Raw genomic sequence first — 25,811 nt, 5'->3', positions numbered from 1 at the left:
TTATTCACATACTACCTTTTCATCCTCATATCTAAATGTCATTGTTCCGCCAACTTTATCAGTTAGCTTTATTTCGCTTCTTGACAGAAATTCAACTTCAAAGGAGTCTAATTCAAAGTTTTGTTCTAACTTCTTGAGCTCCCTCTCTGCCACTTGTGCCCGGACCTCTGCGTCATAAGACATTTTTAGTAGTTCGGCTATTGCTACGTCTCCAAGTTCCTGTATTTTCTTCCTCCAGTACGGAAGCTCTTTCAGTATCAACAAGTCCTGGTATATTCGCCTCTCACTTTGCAGCTTTTGTACTTCTGTCAACTTAGTTCACCTCCTTTAGAAAGAAATTCTTCAATAAACATCTCTGGTATCAAAATCTTTCTTCCAACTCTGATGCACTTGAGCTTTTTCTGTCGAATCATTTCATATATGCTTGTTTTGCCACATCTCAACATTTGTGCCACTTCATCAACTTTATATACTTTAGTTTCCAATTAATTCACCTCCCTGTAACTTGCAGGGTTGCTACTGTCTTACACCTTGTGCATTTTATTTGAGCCACTAGCTCACCTTTTAACTTGTATCTTAGGAATAGTCTATTACACTTGGGGCATCTAAACTCGTTCATTCCTTCAAATACATCCATATCTATTTCCTCCTCTTTATTGCCCCACATCTCCCTTTTCCACGAAACCCAGAATTTTTATGAAGTTTTTTGTTTTATTTTGCATAAACTATATTAGGTAACTAAGCTGTTGATTGTGTGTCACTTTGTTGCAACGTTTGAAGTAAAAAAAATTTTTCAAATTCACAATTTGGGAAAGCTATCTTAAATCCTGTAATAAATTGTTCTCCAGGAACACATTGTTGATTTAAAACTCTCCATAATTGTGTCCTTGAAACACCGATTTTTTGAGCTAATTGGCTATAATTTAGACCTAATTCCTTTTTTAATTTATTAAATTCATTTGTATTTGCAACCAAAACCATATAATCACCTCCATTTTCGTTGCTTTTATGTGACACTTTTATTATAACCTAAAATGTAGCTTTTATGCAACACTTTTTTGAAAAATTTATTTAATTTTGTTCCTTGTGTGCAACGTTTTTGATATAATTATTATTAGAGCAAGAATAAGGAGGAGAAGTAAATCTATGATAGAAAAGAAAAATAACGAAACCTTCGGTGAATATATTGTTAGACTAAGGCAGAGTAAAGGTTACAGCCAGAGGAAATTAGCACAATTAACTGGGTTGAGTAATACTACTATAAGTAGAATTGAAAGTGGAATTACAGAAAAGCCTGATGCTGAAACAATAAAAATTCTTGCTCAATCTTTAGATGTTGATGAAGAATATATGTTTATGGCCGCTGGATATATTGAAAAAAATGAACCTTCCAATCCAGATATGCCACGATTCACCCCTAAAGAAGAGAAAGACATTGCAAAGAGATTAGAAAAAATGCGTGAGGATTTACTTCAACAACAAGGTCTTATGTTTTATGGGGAACCAGTTTCAGAGGAAGCTGTAGAAAGTATTTTAGCTGCTCTTGAGTTTGGTATAAGGCAAGCTAAGATTATCAATAAAAAATATACTCCTAAAAAATATAGAAAAGATAATAATAAAGAATAATTCTCCCTTTTAGGTTATATGGTCGCCAATTTGGGGAGGGGATTTTTTGAATTACATCAAGAATAAAGTTAATAAATTAACAAAGAAATATAAAACAAATAATCCTTTTGAAATTGCTGATTTTTTAGGTGTAACTGTTAAAACCTTTGATTTCCCTGCAGAGGTCAAAGGTATTTACCAATATGAAAAGAAAAATAAATTTATTTACCTAAATAGTCAGTTATCTTATCACGAGAGAATGTATGTTTGTGGTCATGAACTTGGACATGCTGTACTTCATACTAAAATTAATTGTACTTTTTTAAGACAATATACTCTCTTTAATGTAAATAGATTTGAACATGAAGCTAATCAATTTTGTTCATACCTTTTAATTCCTGATGATGTTTTAAATCAATACTCTGGATATTCATTAGAGTATATTGCCGCAACTTTTAATATACCAGTTGAATTACTTATGATTAGATAAAAAATAGGCGACCAAAATTCGAGAGCCTTTGAGCACCAACCTTACATATGTTGTTATGGGGCTGTTGGATACTATATTTGCCACAGAATTACTAATCAATGAAATAGATTTGGATAAGCATCAGTTCAAAAGCGTGACAGTTGAACAAATAAAATTTTACTTTGATGTGCCTAAAGAATTATTAGAATATAAATTTTATTAGGAGGTTGGGGATATGAAAAATATTTCAAGAAAAATAATAGGAGTTATATTAACAATTATAATTACAAGTTTTTTTTCACCTATTTTTGAAAAAATCGAAAATCCTTTTTTAGGTTTTTTCGTTTTATTTATTGCTATTTACATTTCATACAAGTTAGGCTTCAAATTAGCAAATAAACTCTTCAAATATAATAAAATTAAAGATATAAAAATAGAAATTAACAACAATGAAAATATTAACTTTGAAAATAAACCTGAAAAAATAATAAACAATCCTAATTATTCACTTGAAGCATTTGATGAATTTGTTGTGTTAGACTTTGAAACGACAGGTCTTAACCCTTCTACTGATAAAATTATTGAAGTTTCAATTCTCAAATATAAAAATGGTGTCTTAATTGATGAATTTCAAACACTTATTAACCCTTTGATTAAAATACCTCCTGAAATAACAAGAATTACTGGCATATCTAATAATATGGTAAAAGACAAACCAACTATAAAAGAAGTTTTACCTTTGTTAATTGACTTTATTGGGGATTTACCAATCGTTGCACATAATGCACCTTTTGATGCTAAGTTTTTGAAATATGCTGTTCTATATAATTTGGGGGAAGATATGATAACCAATAAATTTATAGACACAGTTAAGGTTGCAAGAAAAATATATCCTAACCTGCCAAATCATAAGCTAACTACAATAAAAGAATACCTTGATATAAATCTAAACAGTCATAGAGCTCATGATGATACACTTGTTACAGCCCAAATCTATCTTGATTATATTAAATTTGATAAAACTTTGCCTAAACAAAAAAAAGAACCCAGCAAACCTAAAATTGAACCTTCGTCTTTTTCTGAATTAGATTTTCCTCCAATGTTCCAAAACGAAAAACCAGGTTATTATCAGGGTAAGCATTATACAGATTATGTTGATTTAGTAAAAGAATTAAAAAGAGCTGGGGAATATGATAAAGCTGAAAAATTATTACTATGTTTAGTTGAAGCTGTAGAAAGTGAAAGTAAAAAAGAAAATTGGGGTGTTGCCCCATGGTACTATGAACAATTAGCAATAATTTATAGAAAACAAAAAAATTTATCAAAAGAAATTGAAATATTGGAACGTTATTCTCAACAAAAAAAAGGGCCTGGTGGTCCAAATCCAAAACTCTTAGAACGGTTAGAATCAGTACAAAGAAAATTGGAAATAAATTAATATGTTAAAAAATTTACTTTTTAACGTTACTAAATATAATATATAATTAGTATGTCTATTTTATTCTTGACACACAAACATTTGTTCGTTAAAATAATATTAGAAACCCAAAAAGAGATTCAATGAAATCCGTTGAGAGGTTCATGAAACCCAATGCACTATATGTGTGTTGGGTTTTTATTTTTTGGTAAAAGGAGGAATGAAAATGAGAGGACATATCCGAAAGCGTGGTGCAGGATATCAAATAGTTGTTGATGTAGGCAGGGATCCGTTGACGGGCAAACGTAAACAAAAATCAGTTGGGGGATTCAAGACAAAAAAAGAAGCCGAGAAGGCCCTAGCGGAGTTGATTGCAAAGATAGAACAAGGAGAATATGTTGAATATAAAAATTCAACCTTAAAGGACTTTTTATTAAAATGGCTTGAAAATAAAAAACCTTTGCTTAAGCCTACAACTTATATTTTCTATGAGAAGATAGTTAATAATATCTTGATTCCCGGATTAGGTTCTACAGAACTATCAAAGCTTAAACCTATTCATATTCAAAGTTTTATATCAAAACTTTATGAAAGAGAAGATATTAATTCTACTACAATTAAGCATTACTACACTACACTTAAAACAGCTTTAAACCAAGCAGTAAAATGGCAACTTATACCTTCAAATCCTTGTGAAGCTGTTGAACCACCAAAAAGAGAAAAGAAAAAAATGCAAGTTTTAACTCCTGAACAGGTGAATTTGCTTTTAGATTATGCACATAATTCACAGGAAGTTATGCATATTCCTCTCTTATTAGCTCTAACCTGCGGTTTAAGACGCGGTGAAATAATTGCTTTGAAATGGTCTAATGTAAATTTAGAAAAAGGACATATCATTATTAGTGAAAGTGCTGCTATTAGAAAAAATGGGAAAAACATTATTTTAGACACTAAAACTGATGCTGGAGAGAGAATTGTTGAATTACCTTCGTTTGTAATACCTATTTTAAAACAACATAGAAAAAAACAGCTTGAAAATAAGCTGCTTTTCGGTAGTGAATATAAAGATACTAACCTTGTTTGTTCATGGCCTAATGGCGAAGAACTTAAACCTGATTATATCACACATGCATTTAAAAAGCTACTAAGAAAGTTAGAGTTACCTGATATACGTTTCCATGATCTTAGACATACTCACGCAACGTTGTTATTGCTCCAAGGGGTAAATCCTAAGATAGTTAGCGAAAGATTAGGTCATGCAAGCATAGATATTACACTTGATATATATAGCCACGTTCTTCCAACAATGCAAAAGGAGGCTGCTGAAAAACTTAACGATTTGTTCTTAAAGAAGGCTTAAAAAAGCCTTCTTTTTTGCATGTTGTCAATATGTTGTCATTTAATAATTTGTTGTCATGACAACAAAAATATAAAAGCCTGAAATCCTTTGAGATAACAGGCTTTTAACTGGTCGGGGTGACAGGGCTCGAACCTGCGACCTCATGGTCCCGAACCATGCGCGCTCCCATCTGCGCCACACCCCGATATTTTTTCCTTATAAATGTAATAAAATAGGCTTAGCACTCACTAAGCCTTTATGGTCGGGGTGACAGGGATTGAACCTGCGACCTCATGGTCCCAAACCACGCGCGCTCCCATCTGCGCCACACCCCGCTGCTGACATAGTTTATTATATATTATACTCGTCTATTTTGCAACATATTAGATACTATTTTTTCATAGAATTTTATGTAGATTAAAAGGCGATGGTAAATCGCCTTTGTCACTTTGCCATTTCTTCTCCTTTATCTCCAACACCGCGCCTTGGAACACATGCTGCTACAAACCCTATTAGAACTGCTTGAACTGCAGGCGCTATCATGTTCAGATAGCGCTCATATCTCAATGCATATACTATAACCGCAGTTAAAATGTTTATTGCCAGTGCCAGAATGAAAATATATATAACGAATTTTGCAAAGGAACTTATATACTTTTCCCATATTATATGCCTTTTATTTCCGGGAATTAAAGCTGAAAAAACTGCAAAACTTACTACGAAGATAACAAGATCCAGCAGTGCAAACTTTAAAACTATACTCATAATATCCCTCCTATAGTTGGTTCAAAAGCACTCATTTAAAAGAATGAATAACCAGTCCTATTTTCTGTAAGTGCCGCCGGTGTCTTCTATAGATATTGTTTACATCTTAATAGATTTTTATAATGGGACATTGCTTGTTTATTTTTTCCCTGCTTATGGTATACTACATTTGTAACAAAAGATAATGGAGGAATACATATGGCAAAGGTTTTTCTTGGCTTTAAAAAAGGAAAAAGGGTTGAGGATGGCCACCCTTGGGTATATTCAAACGAGATAGAAAGATATGAAGGGGACTTCGAACCTGGCGATATAGTTGAGGTTTATAACTTTAAGGGTAGATTCATTGGAAAGGGATACATAAATCCACATTCTAAAATCACAATTAGAATTTTAACTAGAGATATAAATGAAGAAATAAATGAAGACTTTTTCAGAAGAAGGATTCAGGCTGCCTGGGATTATAGGAAGAAAGTTATAGAAACAACCTCCTGCAGGGTTGTATTTGGAGAGGCTGATTTTCTTCCTGCACTTGTTATAGATAAGTACGGCGATTATCTTGTAGTTCAGATTCTATCCCTTGGAATGGACAGATGGAGGGACACAATTGTTAAGGTTTTAAAGGAAATATTTAAACCAAGGGGTATATATGAAAGAAGCGATGTACCCGTTAGAAAGCTTGAAGGACTTGAAGAAAGAAAGGGTTTTTTAACCGAACCCTTCGATACCATGGTTGAAACTGAAGAAAACGGTGTTAAATTTTATGTTGATATTGAAAACGGCCAGAAAACAGGCTATTTCCTCGATCAGAAGGAAAACAGAGCGTCTATTAAAGGAATAGTAAAGGATGCAGATGTGCTTGACTGCTTCTGCCATACAGGCTCCTTCTCACTCCACGCAGGACATTACGGAGCAAAAAGCGTTCTTGGGGTTGATATATCCGAGCATGCAATTGAATTTGCAAGAAAAAACGCTGAGTTAAACGGATTATCTGACGTATGTAAATTTCAAGTTTCAAACACATTTGACGTACTGCCTGAATGGGTTAAGGAAAAAAGGCAGTTTGATGTGGTCATACTTGATCCCCCTGCGTTTACAAAAAGCCGTTCTGCCGTTGAAAGTGCAATAAGGGGATATAAGGAAATAAATTTAAGGGCTATGAAGCTTGTAAGATCAGGTGGTTTTTTAGTGACGGCCTCCTGCTCCCATTTTATGTATCCTGAGCTTTTCATGGAGATTATAATGGATGCTGCAAAGGATGCTAAAAAGACAATACGCCTCGTTGAATATAGAAACCAGGCAAAGGACCATCCTGTGCTTTTCAACTCGGAGGAAACCTTATATCTTAAATTTTTGATACTTCAGGTAATATAGTAAGTAATTGTTTTAAAGGGGTTTTAATTAAAATGAAAATTTTCTCCTAAGCTTCTTATAAATTAACTTGTTGTGCTAGTTTTGAGACTGAGCGGAGATAAAAAATATATGAAATTCACATAAAGCGGGCAATTAGAAGTTCTAGGCGAAGGGACGCAGAAAAATCCTAGAACTTTCGTGACTTAAGCAAGGGGAGTTTAACGAAAGTTCTTGATTTTTCAAGTCCCGAGCCTTAGAACTTCTTTGCTAAGCGTGCTGGTGAATGAAATATATTTTTTATCGCAGCGCCGATCTGTAAATTTATCTAGCACAACAAGTTAAATAATCTTCTTATAATTTTATAACACCGTCCCTGTATTCCGGAACAACGTCTGCTATATCTTCCGTAAAGCAGTACTTTATATCCTCTTCAAGGCCTATGGATATAAGATACTTGCAGTGCTTTGCCATTTTGACATATGATATTAGATCATGCTTGTTGTCCCTGTATGCCATATATGCTGCTGCTGCGAAATCATCAAGCTCATATTCTCCTCTTTTAAGAACTTCATATATAATTTTCCCGGCGCACAGAAAGTCATCAAGTGAAAACTTCCCATAGGTTCCAGCGCATATAATAGCCATATCCTTTTTCTCATCTGAGGCCTTTTTCGCCGCCGACACCCCGTTTATAACAGCTCCTATGTAAATTTTATCCCCTTCTTTTGCCTTATGTAGAGCCCTTGTGCCATTGGTTGTAGTCATTATTATACTTCTGCCTTCAACCATTTCCCTTGTATATTCAAGTGGAGAGTTTGAAAGGTCAAATCCATCTATCTTAAGCCCCTTTCTTTCACCTCCTAGAAGTTCCATATCACTTTTAAGCTCTAATGCATCCTCAATTTCAAGTACAGGAATAACCTCCTTTGCACCATTTGCCAGCGCTGTTACTATAACTGATGTAGCCCTTAAAACATCAATTACTATAACTACTTTATCCTTAAGCTCTTCTTCTTTTATATGTTCCACAGATGGAATCAGGCTTATGTTCATAATATCACCCCATTTTATTTTGCATCCTGCATTTTTCAAAATGCATAATTATTTTTATCCTTAAACTAAATTACTTTGCAGGTTTTTGTCTTTAAAATACGCTGAAAAAATATATTTCATTCATTGCTTCGCTTGCCCAGAAAAGTTCTAAGGTTGACGGAAGCAGTACCCTTATCGGAATGATGAATGGAGAAGATCTTTTGCAAACGTTTGTATTTTAACAAAACCATTTTTAATATACACAATTATCTGCCAATCTAACTGATGTTATTTTTAGAAATTACTGAATCCCTGAAAACTATCCTGGTTTCAACTATATAACATGACGGTTTATGTTTTTTACCCTTAATATCATCGATAACCAGCTTCGCAGCCTTATATCCCAGACTGTATGCATTTATATCAACGGATGTTAAAGGAGGTGTTGCAAAATCTGCAAGGGGAATATTGTTAAAGCTGATTATTGACATTTCATCTGGAATCTTTACCTTCATATCCCTTGCTGCTCTTATGGCACCGAAGGCTATTAAATCGTCTGTAACAAGCACCGCCGATGGAGGGTTTTCCACGCTGAGCATTTTTTTCATGCTCTCATATCCGCCCTCCTGGACAAATTCGCTTGACATGATAATGCTTTCATCCAGTTCAATTTTATTTTTAGCAAGTGCCCTTTTGTAACCCTCATATCTATCAATGGAAACCACAAGGTTTAAAGAACCATTTATAAGCCCAATCCTTCTATGCCCCATACTTATAAGGTAATTTGCAGCCTCATAAGCAGCATTCACGTTATCATTGTCTACGAAATTTATATCTTCGCTAATCGTTGGCCTTCCAATCATTGAAAAAGGTATGTTCATTTCTGTAAGCATTTCAAGTATGGGGTCATCAAGCTTTGAGTACATAAGAATTACCCCATCAACCCTTCCTCCTCTCACAACGGAAAGAAGGGACTCTATCTGCTCATCATCGGAATTGCCTGTTGTCAAAAGCACACAAAAGCCTTCATCATGTGTACATTTAGCAATCCCTCTAAGTGCCTCAGGGAAAAAGGGGTTCAAGAATACATCCTCTGCCGAACGCGGCATAACGATTCCAATGGTATTAGTAGCTCTATTTACTAGACTTCTTGCGATTGCGTTTGGATGGTATCCAAGCTCCTCCATTGCCCTTCTTACCTTCTGTTTGGTTTCATCGCTTATTCTTGGACTGTCTGATATTACCCTCGAAACCGTAGAAGGCGAAACTCCAGCCCTTTCTGCAACTTCTTTAATAGTAACCATATAATCACCCTTTATCTCCATTTAAGTTTATAAATTGACATAATCGTTCTAAATATAACAGCTTCCTCAAACTTTTTTATATCAAGCCCTGTAAGGTTTTTTATCTTTTCAACTCTGTATAAAAGTGTATTCCTATGAAGATAGAGCCTTCTTGCTGCTTCACTTATATTTAAATGACACCTTAAAAGCTCTTCAGCAGTATCTATAAGTTCCTTATCTCTCATAACTTCATTAAAACCTTCGTACCCACCCTTAACATAAAAATCTATATCATCAGCGGAAACTTCATCAATAATACCATACAAAATCATTTTATCTATATGGTAAAAACCTTCTTTAAACCCGAGGCTCCGTGCTAAATAGAAGGCCTTTTTAGCATGGTCAGCAGATTGTTTTATTGTATAGCTGTCGCTAACCCTTCTCCCACACCCTATTATAACATTCACACCGCATTCCTGTCTTATATCGCTTAATATGGACTGAGCCTCCTGTTCAATATCTTCAGCCCGATTTACAAGATAATATCCTTCTCCATCATACACTATATGAGCGTTATATCCTTCATATATGCTCTTCAGCATGCCCAATATATTCCTGTTAGCATATATATATAATACAGTATTATCCAAATATCTGCCCCTAACGCTTTCGTATGATACATTGCTCTTTAAAATATGCTCAAGAGGCTGCATATAATCTGCAGCCTCTTTTTCTAACGATGCACTCCACATTACCCTTATTATACTACATGCATCCTGCGAAAGGTTGGCTCTGGCACTTATAATGTAATTTCCTGTCCTAATATAGGTATTTACATCATTATAGATAACGTTTTCAGTAACTTTGAAACCAATATCCTCACCCTCAATGAGCCTTCCCTCAAGATTGTAAATCCCTATACTGCAGCCCAGTGCATTTTGCAGCGTATCGCAGAATGTCATATTAATCCCCCTTATATTACTGCTTCTTCAGTATCCTTGTCAAATATATGCATTCTATTCATATCAACCGCAAGCTTTACTGTATGGTCGATCTTTGCATTGCTTGTTGGCTCAACCCGAGCTATTATACTGTTTCCTTCAAATAGCAGGTAAAGGTATGTTTCCGACCCCATATTTTCCATAACCTCAACCTTTGCATTTATTGTGCTTTCGCTATATTTATTTAGGAAGTCGGAATTGTCATCCATGTTTTCAGGCCTTATTCCAAAGATAACCTCCTTATTTACATATCCCTTTTCCTCAAGAACCTTAGCTTTATCTATGGGAACCGGAAGCTTCTGTCCTCCAATTTTTACATATAGTCTATTCCCTTCTTTTGTGATTATGCTGCTTATAAAGTTCATCTGTGGACTTCCAATGAAGCCTGCAACAAACACATTGGCAGGGTTTTCATAAATATTCTTGGGAGTATCCACCTGCTGTACAACCCCATCCTTCATAACAACTATTCTTGTACCCATTGTCATAGCTTCAGTCTGGTCATGTGTTACATATATAAAAGTTGTATTGAGCCTCCTGTGAAGCTTAAGTATCTCAGTTCTCATCTGAACCCTGAGCTTTGCATCAAGGTTTGACAAAGGTTCATCCATCAAAAACACCTTTGGCTCCCTGACTATGGCCCTACCAAGGGCAACTCTCTGCCTCTGCCCGCCTGACAGAGCCTTTGGCTTCCTATCTAAAAGATGTTCTATATCAAGTATTTTAGCTGCTTCCCTAACCTTTCTGTCAATTTCATTTTTTGGTGTCTTTCTAAGTTTAAGTCCAAAGGCCATGTTTTCATAAACTGTCATATGTGGATACAGGGCATAGTTCTGGAAAACCATAGCTATATCCCTGTCCTTTGGAGCAACATCATTACAGAGCCTATCTCCAATATAGAGCTCTCCTGACGTTATTTCCTCAAGACCTGCAATCATTCTAAGAGTAGTTGACTTTCCGCACCCTGAAGGCCCAACTAAAACTACAAATTCCTTGTCCTCAATATTAAGGTTAACATCCTTCACGGCAGCAACGTTTCCGGGGTATACTTTATAAATGTTTTTTAAAATTACCTTTGCCATATTAAACCTCCCCATCCCTACATAATACTTGGACTATTTTCATTCTAACATTATTTTAATCTTCTCAACATGGCAAAGATATATGAATGCATTGTACAATTTTCACAAAATTTAGCCGGTATAAAATTACCGGGGTATTTTAAAATCATCACATATGCTTTTTATTGTTTGTGTTCTTCCTGCCCTGTTGTTTATTTTTCTTTATCTTCTTGCTTTTGATTCTGAAAATCGAAGAAACCTTTGACCATAAATCCATAATCTTTTTAAGTCTTCTTCTGTTCTTAAACTCTTTTAAGCTTATTACCTTGCTTTCATTCCCCCCAACCACCTAATCAACACTCCCCAGATTCACTTTTCTAAATATTCTTTTTATTAATTATATAAAATTGCAGGCTTCTTTACAACCAATTAATAAATAAAATAAAGGAGCCCTAAGACTCCTTTGACAAATTAATCTTTTATTTTAATTTTTGTTTTTTCCCTGCGCTTTATTATCTTTTTCTTGCTCCTTTTCATTTTTCATTTCCTCTTTTTTCTGTTCTATTTTTCTTTTAATCTCTTCCTTACTATCCTCTACCTTTTCCTTTACTTCTTTCTTTATCTGCTGGGCGTGATTCTTTACCTCACTATTTTGAATCACATTTAAGCTTCCAAATTCCTTTTGCTGAACATTGTTCACAGCCTCTGTATTCTTCTGCTCTTTCTCTTCATTTACGTCCTCTTTTTTCCCATCCTCTGACTTCTTACTATTTTTTTCTGCCTTCGCGCCTTCCTTTGCCTTCTTAAATGCAGCCATTATTTCTTCTCTCTTGGACTTTGCTTCCTCTTTTATTGTTTTCAAAGATATTTGAAGGCCTTCCATATTCTTTTCAACTTCTGCAAGGGTACCGTTAAGCTCATTAAGCTTTGCATTTGCCATATCAAGCTTTGCTTGAAGTTCTAAAATCTTACCTGTAAGCTCATCCATTTTTGCGGTATCCCCTGACTTTTTTGCTTCCTCAAGGGCTTTATTGGCCTCCTCAAGTGCTTTTTGAAGTTCCTCTATGGACTTTTTCTGCTCTTCTATCTGTTTTTTAGTCTCCTCAGCTCTCTTTTTTGCTTCCTCAATATTTTTTGAAGCCTCTGCAATCCTTGACTTTTCATCAAGCTTTAATGTTTGAATGGCAATGGCCTTTTCAATGGCTGGTTTAGCCCCTTCTGGAACCTTTTCAAGTATTTCCTTTAGCCTTTCAATACTATTTTTCACATATTCATCAAGGTTCTTCTGAACGTTCTTTACCTCTTCATTCTTCTCCTGATCCGCCTCTAAAACTTTCTCATCATTTTCATTTACTATTTCTTCAGCCTTTTCTTGAGCAGCCTGACTGTCTTCAATGACCTTTAAGGATAAATCCTCCTTCTGCTCCTCTGCCATAACCTGTGCTTCGTCAATTCTTTCATCGGCATTATTGGTTAAAAGTTCTATTTTTTCAGCAGGATCAGATGTTAAAGCAAGCTGTACCTTCTCCACTGCCCTGTCGATTGGATATAATATGCTGTCCGGTGTAATTCCCGCATTGTTATCCTCTTCTGCTGCAAAGGCTGGAAGATTTACACTTCCAAATAAAATTGAAGTAATAACCAGCGTTGACAATATTTTTTTCATACATAAACCTCCCTATGTAAAGTATAATTAGAGTAACTTTTATTTTGCTTGATTTCTGGATATTTTTAAGTCAATGCACCTTAAGGATTCATCAACGTTGACATTAAATAGTTCGTATAAAAAAATGTATTTCGGTGGGTAATATTATTCCCCTCTAAAATTTTTATAGATTTCGTATATTTATAGTGAATGGCAGGTGATTACATGGATTTACGGCTACTCAATTTAGCTCAGAAGGGCGATATGGATGCCAGAAACTACTTTATAGAATCAAACAAGCCTTATATCCATCAATATGCATCGCTAATATGTAAAAGATATCTATCCTGGGAAAATGATGATGAACTCAGCATAGCCTTAATGGCTTTTAATGATGCAATAGATACATTTAAAGAAGGGAACTTTGAAACATATAGTAAGATAATAATGAAAAACAGACTTATTGATTACTTCAGGAAAAACTCCAGAAATGAAATTCCTATTGAGGATGAAAGCATTCAAAACTATACATCTTACACCCATTCCATAGATGAAAAGCTTGATAGGGTTTCCCAGATAAATCTTTTTAAAGAGATAATGGAAGATTTCAACATTACCCTTGAAGATTTAACAAGAAAATCCCCAAAGCACAGGGATACCCGTGAAAAGCTTATTGAGCTGGCTAAACACCTTGCAACCATAGATGAAATTATTACTGTAATAAAAATTAAAAAAATCCTTCCCATTAAAGAGATACTGCTTATAAGTGAAATATCCAGAAAGACCCTTGAAGACTGGAGAAAATATATAATTGCTCTTATTATAATATTCAGTGATAAACGGCTGGATTCCCTTAGGGAATTTATAGTTTAACGAGGTGATGCTATGAAAGAGGGAATGGTCTTAGAAGTCCATAATAAATATGTAGTTGTATTAACAAGCAGCGGTGAATTTTTAAAACTTAGAAAAAAAGGTAATGTAAATATAGGCGATGTTTATAAGGGAAGGCCCTGCGGTAAATTCCCATACTACTATGCTGCAGCAGCTTCAATAATGCTTATAATTATATCAACCTATACCGGCATTACAGCCTACGCCAACCAAATTGTAGGCTTTGTAGATATAAACGGTGATAAAAATATCAGACTTTATATAAATAGAAAGGGAACGATTCAAAGGATCGAAGGCCTCAAAAACGCTGAAAAATTTAAAGGGCTTACACTTGACGAAGCGGCTCAAAAAATTGAGGATGCTGGAATAGAGGAAGGAGCCTTAAGCAGCAATTCTAAACCAGTAATATCCTCTACTCAGCTTAAGGACTCGGATGTTGACATTAATAATATAAGGGATAGGCTTGAAAAGGCAATAAATAATAAAAATAAAGATAACAATATTAAGCAATTTAAAGAAGATGAACAAAAACATGAAAACAATGAAAAAAGCAACATAAATCACAAAAACGAAGATAAGTCAGAAAAGAACTCAAACAACAATTCTTCATCTAATGAAAATTCGGTCAACAAAAAAGCTTTAAGGGAGACGAATTATAATAGCGATGAAACCCAAACCTATGATGCGAAAAAGGATAATGGTAATAAAAGTAAAGAAAAGGATTCTGAATCAAAGAAGGATAAGGAAAATAACAGTAAGCAGCATAATAAAAAGTAGCAGCAATAAAAAGTCAGGAATGTGATAACTAACACACATCTCTGACTTTTTTATCTCGTTTTCTTTAAATTATCGGATTTGATGTCATAGCTCCATTCTCCTTCAAGTGCACTTTCTTCAGCCTGGGCACCACTTACTGCCGTTACAGTAAAGCTTAGTGCCTCCGGGGATGTGAAATATGGATTTGTTAAAGAAAATCTATCGCTCCTAAAATTAGTATTTATTTTATAGGTTTTTATGGGCTCTCCCTTATCAGATCTATAAAGCTTTATTTGATCCAGCCCACCAACTGGCGCTATCTGCACGGCAAAGATTTTTCCATCGGGTGAAAAGGTTATTGTATTAATCTTTGCATCTACATAAACATCTACAGGGTTCAATTTCACTTCAGCTTTTTGAAGAATATTTTTATCTATATCCTGCTTTTCTTCTTTATCTTCCTCCTTACCGCCATTCTCTTCCTCCCCTTTCCCACCTTTTTTATCCTCTTTTCCACCGGTCTTTTTGTCACCTTCCTGCTGCTTCATTGCTGATTCTGCCTCCTGAAATTCTCCTGTAACCACAAGGCTGTTCTTTCCTGTACTGGTTATAACTATACTCCTTTCATCGGGAGACAGAGCACAGGGCCCCAGGCCATCCTTTGAAACAGCAAGCTTTCTCTCAGGCGATGCAAGGGGAGAAGCGTAGGATGGAAGTTCATCCACCGAAAGTATATACCTTTCTTCAACATCTCCTCCCTCCTTCATTAAAAGGTTTTTTCCCTTTCCATAAACCTCTACTTCTTTTTCCTTAGTTATATCATCAATAAGCATCTTTCCATCCTCCATTACTATTTTGTATTTGTAGGTATCACTTGAATAGTATGGAGAACCTGTACTTCCGTTGAATATCTTAACTGTAAACTCTCCATTTTCACCCTTGTTTTCCCCCTCTCCTACACTATATCCTATAGGATGAGGGTTATTGGTTTTAGGTATATCCTTTATTTGCTCTCTGAACCTTTTAGTATAAAAGGATCTCATTACATCCATATCCATTTTTATTACGTATCTCATGTAATTATCCATAAATTCCTTTGCTGACTGCATATTGATTTCTTTGGTTTGAACATTATTGGTGCCCTCTCCTTTCTCTCCCTCTTCCTCTGGTCCGGGGCATGCAGTAAAAAATATTGACATAACCAAAACAAGTATTAAAGCCAGTTTTTTCATAGCAATCACCCATTCTTAGAGTCTTATATATAGTATTCCAAATAGGATTTTTTTTATTACAGAAACAATATTTACCCTATAGATTATATGGATACGGGATCGGGAATTTTTTATAAAAAAAATGAATATGATTATTTGAAACACTTTTTGGGGGGCTTATTTTGAAGGAGGATTTTAAAGTTGCATCTGTTTTTATAGGAACTATTATAGGTGCAGGGCTTGCATCAGGACAGGAGATACTTCAGTTTTTTTCGTTATACGGTACAAAGGGATTTTACGGAATACTTATATGCTGTTTCCTTTACATATTCTTTACGTCCATAATTGTAAGGCTCTGTTTTAGGTATAAGTTTCACTCCTATAAGGAAGCCGTCGATTTTGTCTTAGGAAAAAGAACAGGTTTTTTTATCGATTTATTTCTAACCTTTTTCATTTTTGGCAGCAATACAATCATGATCTCAGGCGGAGGTGCAATGCTTCATGAATATGCAAATGTGGACAAAGCTTGGGGAATATTCATCATGGCTGGTCTTACTTTTCTCGCTGCAGTTTTTTCAACAAAGGGAGTAGTTGCAGTAAATTCCATAATAGTACCTCTGTCAACCATAACTATACTTATTATGGGTATACTGGTTTTCATTAATATACCATCACCGTACAATTTCCAAATATCTATGGCCGCCGCCCCATCCGTCAAAAAAAACTGGATTTTATCTGCAGTTCTATATTCCTCCTTTAATCTCATGAGTGCCACAGGTGTACTGTCACCTATGATATCCGAGAGCAGATCAGGAAAACATTTTATAAGAGGAACAATTCTTGGAAGTCTCGTTTTAATAGGGCTTATGCTCATAATAAATTCATCAATACTTATATATGCACCCGGAAGTTTTAAAAGCGAAATCCCAAACCTTTATATTTCAAAGAAATTTGGTAATTTAATTCCTTTTATTTTAACGGCTGTTATATGGCTTGAGATGTTTTCAACGGATGTTGGCGATCTTTACAGTCTTTCAAACCGGATACACCACTCCTTTAAAATACCATATATAACCTCGCTCTTAATTATTATGCTTTTTTCAATCCCTGCAGCTTTCATAGGTTTTTCCAATTTAATCAAACTATTATATCCTCCATATGGAGCAGTAAGCCTTATATTTTTAGCAGGATCTATAATAAAATTCCTAGGGACAAATAGAAATAAAGCTTAAGATTTATTTTACAAATATGTTATTATATACTTAATAATTAAATGATGGATTTTAATGTTAAATACAAAGGAAATAATGGATATTGCTCTATCACTTGCAGGCCTGGAGGAAGTTCCTGCTGATTCCGGGATTATTGTTGAAGGGCAGAACATAAAAGCGGAACAAATGGAGGAGAAAACGTATTTAAAGCATATTTTCAGGCAGGTGTTGGAACAATAATATGCATGCATATACCAGAAGACGTTAGAAAGGCAGTTATAGACCAGAACATTGGTAATGTAATTGTAGCCGGACATATGCCATCAGACTCCATTGGAATAAACATATTTATAGGTGAACTTGAAAAGAGGGGAATTGAAGTTACTTCAATGAGTGGAATAATAAGATAGAATACGTAAATTCATCTAGCACAACAAGTTAATTTACTATAATATAGATGAAGAAGCTGTAAAAATAGAGTAAAATATTATTGTAAAAAAATTAACGGGGTGATACTTTTGAGACGAAGAAGATATAGAAGCTATACATATTCCACCAGGTTCAGCAAATGGAACAAAACAAAAAGGATTATTTTAACTCTGTTAATTGCTATTCCAATTATTTCAGCTGTAGTTTATGCTCTTTTCTTTTACCCTGTTAAGATAGATTGCGGGGTTGTGGTAGATAGGAAAGAATCCAGTAAGTTAATAAAGCTCAAGCTGTCCTACGGCGACAGAACAAGATGGATACATGTTGATAAAAAATTGAACATCCCCGATTCCCCTGGCTATAATGTATTCCTTAAGGGGAACAGGCTTATATCAATATCTCCATGTAAAACCTATATCGGAAAGGTCCTGTCTCGAAGCAGCGATAAAATTGAACTGGAAGGCAAAACACTAAGCTTAGCCACTGATGTAAGATTTATAACGATAGAGGATAAAAAAGCCGTTAACGTATCACCCAACAAAGTTATTGTAGGATACAGCACCTATAAATTTCTAACGGATAATAATGGCATGGTTCGCTCAGTTATAGTGGAAAAGCCTGAAATAAGCTATGTAAGAGTAGGAATTTCAACCGCAGACCTTTCATCCCTCGACCATACAAAACTTGAGTTCCTGTCAAAGACAGAAAGGTCGGGAAATATTAATTTGGGATCTGGAAAAGGATTACAAATAAAATCTACAAACATTGATTATACCGCAAAGGGTACGGAGGCAATACAGCTTGTTTATGAAGGAGATGTGATAAAAATTATCTCCGGTGAAATGGGCAAGGATTATACCTTTACTCCAAAGCAACAGATAGGAACAACTAAAGATAGAATATACATTTCTCCTGTATCCTCCGGACCAACATTAATACCAACGCTTACAAGGCCAAACAGGTATGTACCAGCCTATTATGGAAGTTTTGAAGTCTTTATAAAGGATAAGGCTATGAGGCTAATAAATGAGGTTGATATTGAAAAGTATTTAAGATATGTAGTTCCATCGGAAATGTCTCCCTATGCAAAAGCTGAGGGCTACAAAGCTCAGGCAGTAGCTGCAAGGACATATGTATTATCCGATATGCTTTCAGGAAGGTTTGCAAAGTCAGGATTTCATGTTGATGACACAACCCTGAGCCAAGTGTATAATAATCAGCCTTCAAAACCCGAGGTTGATGCAGCTATTGAACAGACAAAGGGAGAGGTTTTAACATATAAAAACAACATTATCGATGCAAAGTATTACTCAACTTCCAGTGGCGTTGGCGCCCCATTTAACGAGATATGGTATAATAATAAAAAGGATCTAAGAAAGAATTCTGAACCCTACCTAACCTTCAAGGATTACACAAATTCAGGTATAAAGGACCTTTCAGATGATAAGGCAGCATCGGATTTCTTCAAGGATTGGACAATCAAAGCCTACGATTCAGACGAAAAACTCTTCAGGTGGAAGGTATCCATACCTGTAAATGATTTTTATAACAATGTAAACAGTGCTATTTATGAGAGATATAAGAATGATCCTAAGAGCTTCAAGAAGAAATGGTATTTTAACATATACAGGCAAGCCAATATAGCAAAAAATGGAATAGGCAATATTCAGGATATATTCATAAGCAAAAGGGGAAGGGCGGGAAACGTTCTTGAAATGACCATAGTATCCGATACAGGAACATATAAAGTCGAGAAAGAAAGAAATATAAAGAAAATACTGGTTCCAAGGAGCGACAATGTAATTCTAACTAATAAGCTGGGTAAAGAGGAATCCCTTAAAAATTACGGCTATTCTCTTCCTTCAGGATTCTTTTATTTAGATAGATACACGTCCGGAGGAAAAATAAGAAGTATAACATTATATGGCGGTGGCTATGGTCATGGCGTTGGAATGAGTCAAAACGCCGTTGTATCCCTTGAAAGAGCAGGAAAGGGATACAGAGATATACTTTTAACCTTCTACGATGGAGTCGAAATAAAGGATTTTAGGAGTATAATATAAAAGACTGTGTAAAGGATATATAAAACTCTGTGATAAAAAATATGTTACACGCTTATACAAGAGGTTCTAAAGCTCAGGGCAGCTGAGAAGCCAAGTGGGTTCGTGAAACTCGCTCGCCTTCCCAGCTGCCCACTCGTCAAAAACCTCTTGTTACTCGCTAAAATAGTTTGCTTCATATATTTTTTATCTCAGCATTCTTTAAAAGATAGGCTTACACAAAAATTCAAGCTGACTTTTTTATACCCCTTCAAGGTTGAAATCCGGCACATATTCATCCGTTGCACTTTCAAAATCCTGAATAAACCCATTTTCAAGTCCCTTTGATATTGCATAGTCTATAAGACTTTCATAATGTCCTCTGTTTACCTTCCTTCTTATTTCAGGATATGCCTCAAGGTTATTTAAAGGTGTATACTGACACATTATATTAAAATATACTTCCCTGGGGAGGCTTTCAAGCACCCAGTCAACTATTTTCTTTGAATCAAAAAGAAGTCCCGGAATCATTAAATGCCTTATCATTAGCCCCTTTTTAAGTAAACCTCTATCGTCAAAAACAGGAGTGCCAACCTGTCTAAACATTTCAAGCACTGCTTTAGAAGCATACTTAAAATAGTCCGGTGCCTTCGAATATCTGACGCTGTACCTATTGTCAAAATACTTTATATCAGGAAGATATACATCTATTAATCCCTCGAGGCCCTTTAACGCCTCTTCCCTTTCATAGGCATTTGAATTATAAATCACAGGAATTTTAAGGCCCCTTTCCTTCGCCATTACAAGAGCTTCCCTTATCTGAGGTATATAATGGGTAGGAGTTACAAGGTTTATGTTATGGGCCCCCTTTGCCTGAAGTTCAAGAAATATTTCATATAATCTCACTATAGATATTTCCTTTCCATGCCCACCATGGCTTATAATATCGTTCTGACAAAAAACACACCCGAGATTGCAGTTTGAGAAAAACACTGTTCCAGAGCCCCTTTCCCCTGATATACATGGCTCCTCCCATGTATGAAGAAAGGCCTTTGCAACAAAGACCTTATCACCTGCTTTGCAGTAGCCCTTTTTTTCATATCTATTTACGCCACAATTTCTAGGGCAAATTCTACATTCCATAAGCTCGCTAAAAATTTTGTCCATGCCTTTTCATTCCTCACCTACATTAACTTGTTTTTCTGATGAAACCTGCATTTTACAAGCAAGCTTTGCGCTCACTTCTTTATAGTTGCATACAAAATACATGAAGTATGCCAAAGCTGCTCCACCAACAACATCATACACATAATGCTGCTTTACAAAAACAGTAGAAAAAATAATCGATATTGCTATTGAAGTTGATATTATCTTAACTGCAGATGAAATTTTAGGATCTCTATTAACATATGCCCCAATTATTACCGAATCCAGAACATGTATGCTTGGAAAACAGTTGTAGGGATTGTCATTTAAATAAACAAGCCTTACCAGTTTTGCAAATATATCCTTCCCATAAACAAAGGGTCTTGGTACTGTGGTTGGGAAAAAGTAAAAAATTATGAAGGATATGATCATACCCACGTTAATCCCTATAAGTATCTTAAAATATCTTTTATCATCCATTATAGAATAATAAAATATAAAAAATCCTACGTAAAGATACCAGATTAAATATGGTACAATAAAATACTTATTAAAAGGTATAATGGTATCAAGGGTCGTCTGTATATTATATACCTTACCCCTGTAATTATTCAGCAATGTATATCCTAAAGACGTTATTGCAAGAGATACAGTAAATAAAAGGCGTATTATGATATTTTTATAATCCGTTTTAATGTTGTTTATCATCTCTTCGAAATTCATAATATCCCCCGTTTCCCTGTTTATGTATACCAGAACAGCTACATATAAATTATACTATAAAACTAGCAGTGTATAAATCAACTCATTGCACTAATCATTTATGCATGACTCATTAATGTGTTTTTAGAACCTCTAACGCTTACGGCACATACCCTGTTCTTTCCCTTCCTTTTGCACTCAGAATACAAAATATTATCGGCAGCTCCTATAATTTTATCCTTTGTATCACCATCATCAGGATATGAGGAAACTCCTCCACTTACTGTTATATATATGCTTTCACTTCCAATATGAACCGGGGTTGTCTCAATATTTTGTCTGATTCTTTCTGATATTATATAAGCATCTTCCTTTGAAAGATCTTTAAATATAATAACTATCTCTTCTCCACCGAATCTGCATGGCACATCCGTCTTTCGGATGGATTTTAATATAACCTCTGAAATCATCTTTAAAACTTCATCTCCTGCCAGATGGCCATAGGTGTCGTTCGTTACTTTAAAATCGTCTATATCATAGATAACGAGGGAAAAGGGGGTTTTTGTCTTAAGCAATATATCAAGCTCCCTTTCAAGTACCCTTCTGTTAAATAGCTTTGTTAAATAATCCCTGTCAGCTTTATTTTTTATATTATTGTAAAAGCTGTCGTTTTCAATAGCGAGGGCCATTTGATTTGAAAGTATATTAAATATATCATAAACCTCATTGTTTGAAAACTCAATAAGATCCTGTCCTCCACCGAGCATCATAAGGCCTACAATCTTATCGCCTGACTTTATCGGTACAAATATCATGGCGCTGCAGTATTCTGCCAGCCTTCCTGTTATATTAATCTTTCTGTCCCTTTTAATATCCCGGCTAATGTATATTTTTCCTTCTTTTACGGTCTTTAAAGTTGTTCCCTCATTTGAAAGATCTATGCTTAATTCTCCTATGTCTATATCTTTCGGGCCATTGTATACAATAGGATAGGTTATGTCATCGTCTTCAATTTCAAATGTATACATCGCACAGATATTATATGGTATAAGGTCTTTAAGGGTTATAATTAAATGCTTACACTTGTCCCTAAAGTCTCCATACTTTACAATGTTGCCTGTGATATCGATCAAGGCCTTAATAGCCTCATTTCTAACTTGAAGCTTTCTGTAAATAAAGAAACAGTAATGAAGAATTATAAGGTCTCCAGCAACGAGAATGCTTCCAAGTATCCCGGAAGTTTCATTTATTATATAAAGTGTAGCTGTTAGCATTGAGGATACAACAAAATTGATGATAAGAAGTTTTATACTTTCAGAGCTGAATTTGAAATTCTTCCCTGTAGATAATGTGTATTCTATTTTTACTATCAATGCATTAAAAATCAAATATAGTCCAATAAAAATTACAGAGTAAGCAAGAGAAAACATAAAATATTTCTGGGAAAAAGAAATATACCTTAAAAGCTGCCTGGCTATTGTTCCAACAACATAGGCAATTACGGTAAACATGGCTGTATTAAAGTATTTTTTTGATTTGTCACTCTGATAAACAACAGCTCTTTCGGATATTATTCCATTAATGATTGAATTAATAGCCGAAAAAACCGTTGTAGTTTCTACTCCAAGATTAAGCATCAAAAATCCGATTATTGCATCTGAAAACTCTATATGGCGGCCTTTACCTGCATTTATAATCATAAATCCTATGATAATTGACGCAATAAAACTTAGCAAAAACAGAATGGTATCTTCTGAGCTTTGAAGGTGAAAACCTTTTACTGATTTTAACAATACAAGCAAAGCTGATGAGTACAGCATAGTTCTAAAAATCCCATGGAACATTTTATCTTTTTTCATACCCCTCACCACTACCAATAAAAGTAAATATAAGATAAATATAGCACAACCTGTTAACTATTTCAATTAAATATGGAAAATTAGCTTAAATATCAAGACATTTATTCTTTTTCAACCGTTTTATAAATAATTTCTAACATAATTTTACATAAAAACAGCAGCTGCGATAAACTAAAATTGCAGCTGCTGTTTTTATATTACATATCTATTTCAAGTTTAATACATCTTCCAAGAACGCTAAATGACTTTACATCCCTTGTTTCAGTTTTTAGATTATTTGAATGTGATAAAATAAGCACCTTGTTGCTGTCGAGCCTTTTAAGCTGTCGTATTAACCTTTTTCCATCAACTTCAATAAGAGCTATGCTGTTATTGATTATTTCAGGGTTCTGGTAAATCATAAGCCTGTCGTCCTTCTGAATCCTAAACCCCCTCATGCTGTCATCGGGTGCCTTTATATAAAATATTTTATCAGCACTATATCCCTCTATTTTTTTGTCCGTTATAGGAAGATATTTATAATCGTAAATCTCCTTTTGATTTATATCAAACACGGGGATCTTTTTTAGTATATGTGAAAAGGCATTCTCCCACTCAGCATTTATAGCAGCACTGGCATTAACTTCCTTTATGTTTTCAACCGGAACATCAGCACCTTCAAATACATCTTCATTTATATCAATATTTAATATTTTTTCGACTTTTTTAATCAAATCTTCGTTTATTATCTTTCTTCCTGACTCAACATCCTGAATATAACCTTCTGAAACGCCAAGTTTTTTAGCCAGCTGTTTTACAGATATACCTGATTTCATTCTTGCCTCTTGAATTTTTTTGCCTACCCTGCTCATCCTAACACCTCTCAGTTAAAGTTGCATTGAGAATTATTGGTATAAGTATAACAAAAAAAATCAATATCTGCAAAGTATAATCCACTCTACAGAAGAGATGAAAAAATTCTCGATACCGCTTCAATAACTTTGATATGCTTTGGTGAATTTTCATAATCCTCAAGGGTCATAAGCCTGCTCTCCTTGATATCCTCCAAAAACATATCCTCAAGCTTTTTTGTAACCTCTTCATCGTATATTACAGAGTTTATTTCATAATTGAGTTCAAAGCTTCTAATGTCCATATTTGCAGTTCCTACAGTGGATATCTTACCATCGACAGTCATAACCTTTGAATGAACAAAAGCGTCCTCCCTGTAAAGATAAACCTTTACGCCGTATTTTAAAAGTTCCGCAAGGTACGTTCTCGAAGCATAGTAAACTGTAAAGTGATCATACCTTCCTGGAAAAAGTATTCTTATATCGATGCCTCCTAAAGCTGCAACCTTAAGGGCATCCATAATACTCTCCGACGGAACGAAATATGGTGTTGCAATGTATATATGATCCTTTGCAATGGTTATCATCTTCAGAATGCTGTGCATAATGGCAGGAACTTCATAATCGGGGCCGCTTGTTATTAACTGCATAATCTTCTTTCCCGATTTCTCCGGTTTTGGAAAATATTTGTCAAACTCCTTTTCATGGCTAATACGCCCTTCGTTAACCTTCTTAATAGCCCAGAAATCGTCTATAAATACTCCCTGAAGTCCAAGGACAAAGTCCCCCTTAACCATTATATGGGTGTCCCTCCAGTATCCAAGTTTTCCCTTCCCAAGATACTCATCGCCAATATTATTTCCCCCAATAAATCCAACCCTTCCGTCTATTACAGCTATCTTTCTATGGTTTCGGTAATTTATCTGGGTGTTTATAAACCTTAGAAACGGTGCAAGAAAATATGAATATATTGCAACGTCAACCCCTGCATCCCTTAGCTCTTTTATGTACCTTCTACTGGTTCTTATTGCCCCCATCCTATCCATTATAAACCTTATCTTAACGCCTTCCTTTGCCTTTCTTATCAATATATCCTTTATTTCATTTCCTATACCATCACTTTTTACTATGTAATACTCAAGATGAATATGATGTTTAGCCTTTTCAAGTTCCTCCTTAAGTGCCTTAAACTTTTCAGTCCCGTCCTTAAATATTGTTATTTCGTTATCCACAAAAAGAGGGGAATTGCTTGTATTTGCAATGAGTTCTATAAGATGAACATAATCAGGATCGTTTATCCTTTTTATTACACGCTGAATAAGATCCTTAACATATGGAGAAAACTCCTCATTGAGCTTATTTCTTTTCCAGTTTCGGCCCAGAAAAATATAAAGTATCAATCCCAGTGGAGGCAAAAATATAAATATCAAAAGCCACGCTATTGTTTTTTCAGGCCTTTTTCTTTCAAGTATTATTGTTACGGTTGATATGATGATATTGATAATAAAAAACCATGATAATATGAAGGTAAAGCCATACTTCAACTGCATCACCTCACAATACAATGATATCAATTTATTAGACCTGTATAAAGGCAGCTTTTAAACTTTTTTAGGTATATTTATTTTATGTAATATACATTTTATTGCAAATTTTAAATTATTATTTATATTTAAATTCATTTTTCTGTCAATTTCATATCATACACTTTATTTTCTTTTTTTACTACATTCTAAATCTAATCTATATTATATTTATTAATAAATAAAT

28 protein-coding genes and 2 tRNA genes are annotated in these 25,811 nt (G+C 34.8%); 11 read left to right on the top strand and 19 right to left on the bottom strand.

Annotation, left to right across the window (positions count from 1 at the left end; genetic code table 11):
* The 4 genes from EDD71_RS01920 to EDD71_RS01910 form a co-directional block, all read right to left on the bottom strand.
* Window positions 1-312, bottom strand: coding sequence for a hypothetical protein (locus tag EDD71_RS01920; RefSeq protein WP_133627042.1), 312 nt, complete (start codon window positions 310-312; stop codon window positions 1-3).
* Entirely contained in the window at window positions 309-485 is a 177-nt protein-coding gene (locus tag EDD71_RS01915) for a helix-turn-helix domain-containing protein (RefSeq protein ID WP_207669257.1), read from the bottom strand. The genes EDD71_RS01920 and EDD71_RS01915 overlap by 4 nt, the downstream gene beginning before the upstream one ends.
* 5 nt (window positions 486-490) lie before the next feature.
* Window positions 491-637: a hypothetical protein gene (locus EDD71_RS15150; RefSeq protein WP_166636290.1), complete on the bottom strand. Its 147-nt coding sequence runs from the start codon at window positions 635-637 to the stop codon at window positions 491-493.
* Between the two features lie 101 nt (window positions 638-738).
* The gene (locus tag EDD71_RS01910; protein ID WP_133627041.1) at window positions 739-981 is read right to left on the bottom strand and encodes a helix-turn-helix domain-containing protein; all 243 of its coding nucleotides are present in this window, start codon (window positions 979-981) and stop codon (window positions 739-741) included.
* 165 nt (window positions 982-1,146) lie between these two features.
* Between EDD71_RS01910 and EDD71_RS01905 the strand changes: the two genes are divergently transcribed.
* The 4 genes from EDD71_RS01905 to EDD71_RS01890 all read left to right on the top strand — a co-directional run bounded on the left by EDD71_RS01905 (window position 1,147) and on the right by EDD71_RS01890 (window position 4,851).
* Window positions 1,147-1,626: a helix-turn-helix domain-containing protein gene (locus EDD71_RS01905; RefSeq protein ID WP_133627040.1), complete on the top strand. Its 480-nt coding sequence runs from the start codon at window positions 1,147-1,149 to the stop codon at window positions 1,624-1,626.
* Window positions 1,627-1,672: 46 nt separating this feature from the next.
* Window positions 1,673-2,095: an ImmA/IrrE family metallo-endopeptidase gene (locus EDD71_RS01900; protein WP_133627039.1), complete on the top strand. Its 423-nt coding sequence runs from the start codon at window positions 1,673-1,675 to the stop codon at window positions 2,093-2,095.
* A 214-nt stretch (window positions 2,096-2,309) separates the two neighbouring features.
* Window positions 2,310-3,512, top strand: coding sequence for an exonuclease domain-containing protein (locus EDD71_RS01895; protein WP_133627038.1), 1,203 nt, complete (start codon window positions 2,310-2,312; stop codon window positions 3,510-3,512).
* Window positions 3,513-3,717: 205 nt separating this feature from the next.
* Window positions 3,718-4,851, top strand: a complete 1,134-nt coding sequence (locus tag EDD71_RS01890) for a site-specific integrase (protein WP_133627037.1) — start codon at window positions 3,718-3,720, stop codon at window positions 4,849-4,851.
* Between the two features lie 108 nt (window positions 4,852-4,959).
* On the opposite strand, the gene EDD71_RS01885 is transcribed toward EDD71_RS01890, so the two are convergent.
* From EDD71_RS01885 to EDD71_RS01875, 3 genes are all read right to left on the bottom strand, one after another.
* Window positions 4,960-5,035, bottom strand: a tRNA-Pro gene (locus EDD71_RS01885).
* Window positions 5,036-5,089: 54 nt separating this feature from the next.
* Window positions 5,090-5,165 (bottom strand) — tRNA-Pro (locus EDD71_RS01880).
* Window positions 5,166-5,274: 109 nt separating this feature from the next.
* Entirely contained in the window at window positions 5,275-5,595 is a 321-nt protein-coding gene (locus tag EDD71_RS01875) for a hypothetical protein (protein ID WP_133627036.1), read from the bottom strand.
* A 198-nt stretch (window positions 5,596-5,793) separates the two neighbouring features.
* On the opposite strand from EDD71_RS01875, the gene EDD71_RS01870 reads away from it, so the two are divergent.
* Window positions 5,794-6,966, top strand: coding sequence for a class I SAM-dependent rRNA methyltransferase (locus tag EDD71_RS01870; protein WP_133627035.1), 1,173 nt, complete (start codon window positions 5,794-5,796; stop codon window positions 6,964-6,966).
* Window positions 6,967-7,296: 330 nt separating this feature from the next.
* Here EDD71_RS01870 and EDD71_RS01865 read toward each other — a convergent pair whose 3' ends face one another.
* From EDD71_RS01865 to EDD71_RS01840, 6 genes are all read right to left on the bottom strand, one after another.
* Window positions 7,297-7,998 carry a 2-phosphosulfolactate phosphatase gene (locus EDD71_RS01865; protein ID WP_133627034.1) on the bottom strand — a complete coding sequence of 234 codons (702 nt, stop codon included), beginning with the start codon at window positions 7,996-7,998 and terminating at the stop codon, window positions 7,297-7,299.
* 257 nt (window positions 7,999-8,255) lie between these two features.
* Window positions 8,256-9,281, bottom strand: coding sequence for a LacI family DNA-binding transcriptional regulator (locus EDD71_RS01860; RefSeq protein ID WP_133627130.1), 1,026 nt, complete (start codon window positions 9,279-9,281; stop codon window positions 8,256-8,258).
* 11 nt (window positions 9,282-9,292) lie between these two features.
* The gene (locus tag EDD71_RS01855; RefSeq protein ID WP_133627033.1) at window positions 9,293-10,222 is read right to left on the bottom strand and encodes a PucR family transcriptional regulator; all 930 of its coding nucleotides are present in this window, start codon (window positions 10,220-10,222) and stop codon (window positions 9,293-9,295) included.
* A gap of 11 nt (window positions 10,223-10,233) precedes the next feature.
* The gene (locus EDD71_RS01850; RefSeq protein ID WP_133627032.1) at window positions 10,234-11,343 is read right to left on the bottom strand and encodes an ABC transporter ATP-binding protein; all 1,110 of its coding nucleotides are present in this window, start codon (window positions 11,341-11,343) and stop codon (window positions 10,234-10,236) included.
* A 148-nt stretch (window positions 11,344-11,491) separates the two neighbouring features.
* Window positions 11,492-11,671 (bottom strand): hypothetical protein, encoded by a 180-nt coding sequence (locus EDD71_RS01845; protein ID WP_133627031.1) that lies wholly within the window; start codon window positions 11,669-11,671, stop codon window positions 11,492-11,494.
* Between the two features lie 135 nt (window positions 11,672-11,806).
* Window positions 11,807-12,988 carry a DUF5667 domain-containing protein gene (locus tag EDD71_RS01840; RefSeq protein ID WP_133627030.1) on the bottom strand — a complete coding sequence of 394 codons (1,182 nt, stop codon included), beginning with the start codon at window positions 12,986-12,988 and terminating at the stop codon, window positions 11,807-11,809.
* Between the two features lie 204 nt (window positions 12,989-13,192).
* Here EDD71_RS01840 and EDD71_RS01835 point away from each other — a divergent pair, with 204 nt between their 5' ends.
* Together EDD71_RS01835 and EDD71_RS01830 are read left to right on the top strand one after the other, a co-directional pair.
* On the top strand, window positions 13,193-13,840 hold the full coding sequence (locus EDD71_RS01835) for a sigma-70 family RNA polymerase sigma factor (RefSeq protein WP_166636289.1): 648 nt from the start codon (window positions 13,193-13,195) through the stop codon (window positions 13,838-13,840).
* Between the two features lie 12 nt (window positions 13,841-13,852).
* A complete protein-coding gene (locus EDD71_RS01830) occupies window positions 13,853-14,635 on the top strand; it encodes an anti-sigma factor domain-containing protein (RefSeq protein WP_133627028.1) in 783 nt (260 codons plus the stop codon).
* A gap of 50 nt (window positions 14,636-14,685) precedes the next feature.
* Here the strand turns inward: EDD71_RS01830 and EDD71_RS01825 are convergent, their stop codons facing one another.
* Window positions 14,686-15,846: a hypothetical protein gene (locus EDD71_RS01825; RefSeq protein WP_133627027.1), complete on the bottom strand. Its 1,161-nt coding sequence runs from the start codon at window positions 15,844-15,846 to the stop codon at window positions 14,686-14,688.
* 161 nt (window positions 15,847-16,007) lie between these two features.
* On the opposite strand from EDD71_RS01825, the gene EDD71_RS01820 reads away from it, so the two are divergent.
* The 4 genes from EDD71_RS01820 (at window position 16,008) to EDD71_RS01815 (ending at window position 19,528) form a co-directional block, all read left to right on the top strand.
* Complete coding sequence (locus EDD71_RS01820; RefSeq protein ID WP_133627026.1) at window positions 16,008-17,057, top strand: YkvI family membrane protein; 1,050 nt, start codon at window positions 16,008-16,010, stop codon at window positions 17,055-17,057.
* 54 nt (window positions 17,058-17,111) lie between these two features.
* Window positions 17,112-17,276, top strand: a complete 165-nt coding sequence (locus EDD71_RS15145; protein ID WP_166636288.1) for a hypothetical protein — start codon at window positions 17,112-17,114, stop codon at window positions 17,274-17,276.
* A 5-nt stretch (window positions 17,277-17,281) separates the two neighbouring features.
* On the top strand, window positions 17,282-17,446 hold the full coding sequence (locus EDD71_RS15140; protein WP_166636287.1) for a hypothetical protein: 165 nt from the start codon (window positions 17,282-17,284) through the stop codon (window positions 17,444-17,446).
* Window positions 17,447-17,554: 108 nt separating this feature from the next.
* Window positions 17,555-19,528: a SpoIID/LytB domain-containing protein gene (locus tag EDD71_RS01815; RefSeq protein WP_133627025.1), complete on the top strand. Its 1,974-nt coding sequence runs from the start codon at window positions 17,555-17,557 to the stop codon at window positions 19,526-19,528.
* A 237-nt stretch (window positions 19,529-19,765) separates the two neighbouring features.
* Here the strand turns inward: EDD71_RS01815 and EDD71_RS01810 are convergent, their stop codons facing one another.
* The 5 genes from EDD71_RS01810 to cls all read right to left on the bottom strand — a co-directional run bounded on the left by EDD71_RS01810 (window position 19,766) and on the right by cls (window position 25,591).
* Window positions 19,766-20,671: a radical SAM protein gene (locus EDD71_RS01810; RefSeq protein ID WP_133627024.1), complete on the bottom strand. Its 906-nt coding sequence runs from the start codon at window positions 20,669-20,671 to the stop codon at window positions 19,766-19,768.
* 6 nt (window positions 20,672-20,677) lie between these two features.
* Window positions 20,678-21,373, bottom strand: a complete 696-nt coding sequence (locus EDD71_RS01805) for a phosphatase PAP2 family protein (protein WP_133627023.1) — start codon at window positions 21,371-21,373, stop codon at window positions 20,678-20,680.
* 98 nt (window positions 21,374-21,471) lie between these two features.
* Window positions 21,472-23,211 carry a sensor domain-containing diguanylate cyclase gene (locus tag EDD71_RS01800; protein ID WP_133627022.1) on the bottom strand — a complete coding sequence of 580 codons (1,740 nt, stop codon included), beginning with the start codon at window positions 23,209-23,211 and terminating at the stop codon, window positions 21,472-21,474.
* A 197-nt stretch (window positions 23,212-23,408) separates the two neighbouring features.
* Window positions 23,409-24,062, bottom strand: coding sequence for a helix-turn-helix domain-containing protein (locus EDD71_RS01795; protein ID WP_133627021.1), 654 nt, complete (start codon window positions 24,060-24,062; stop codon window positions 23,409-23,411).
* A gap of 86 nt (window positions 24,063-24,148) precedes the next feature.
* A complete protein-coding gene (cls, locus tag EDD71_RS01790; RefSeq protein ID WP_133627020.1) occupies window positions 24,149-25,591 on the bottom strand; it encodes a cardiolipin synthase in 1,443 nt (480 codons plus the stop codon).
* Window positions 25,592-25,811 lie beyond the last annotated feature (220 nt).

The sequence above is a fragment of the Fonticella tunisiensis genome (assembly GCF_004364155.1).
Classification (GTDB): Bacteria; Bacillota; Clostridia; order Clostridiales; family Caloramatoraceae; genus Fonticella; species Fonticella tunisiensis.
The sequence above is the reverse complement of the archived record's forward strand: the minus strand, read 5'-3'. Positions and strand labels throughout refer to the sequence as shown.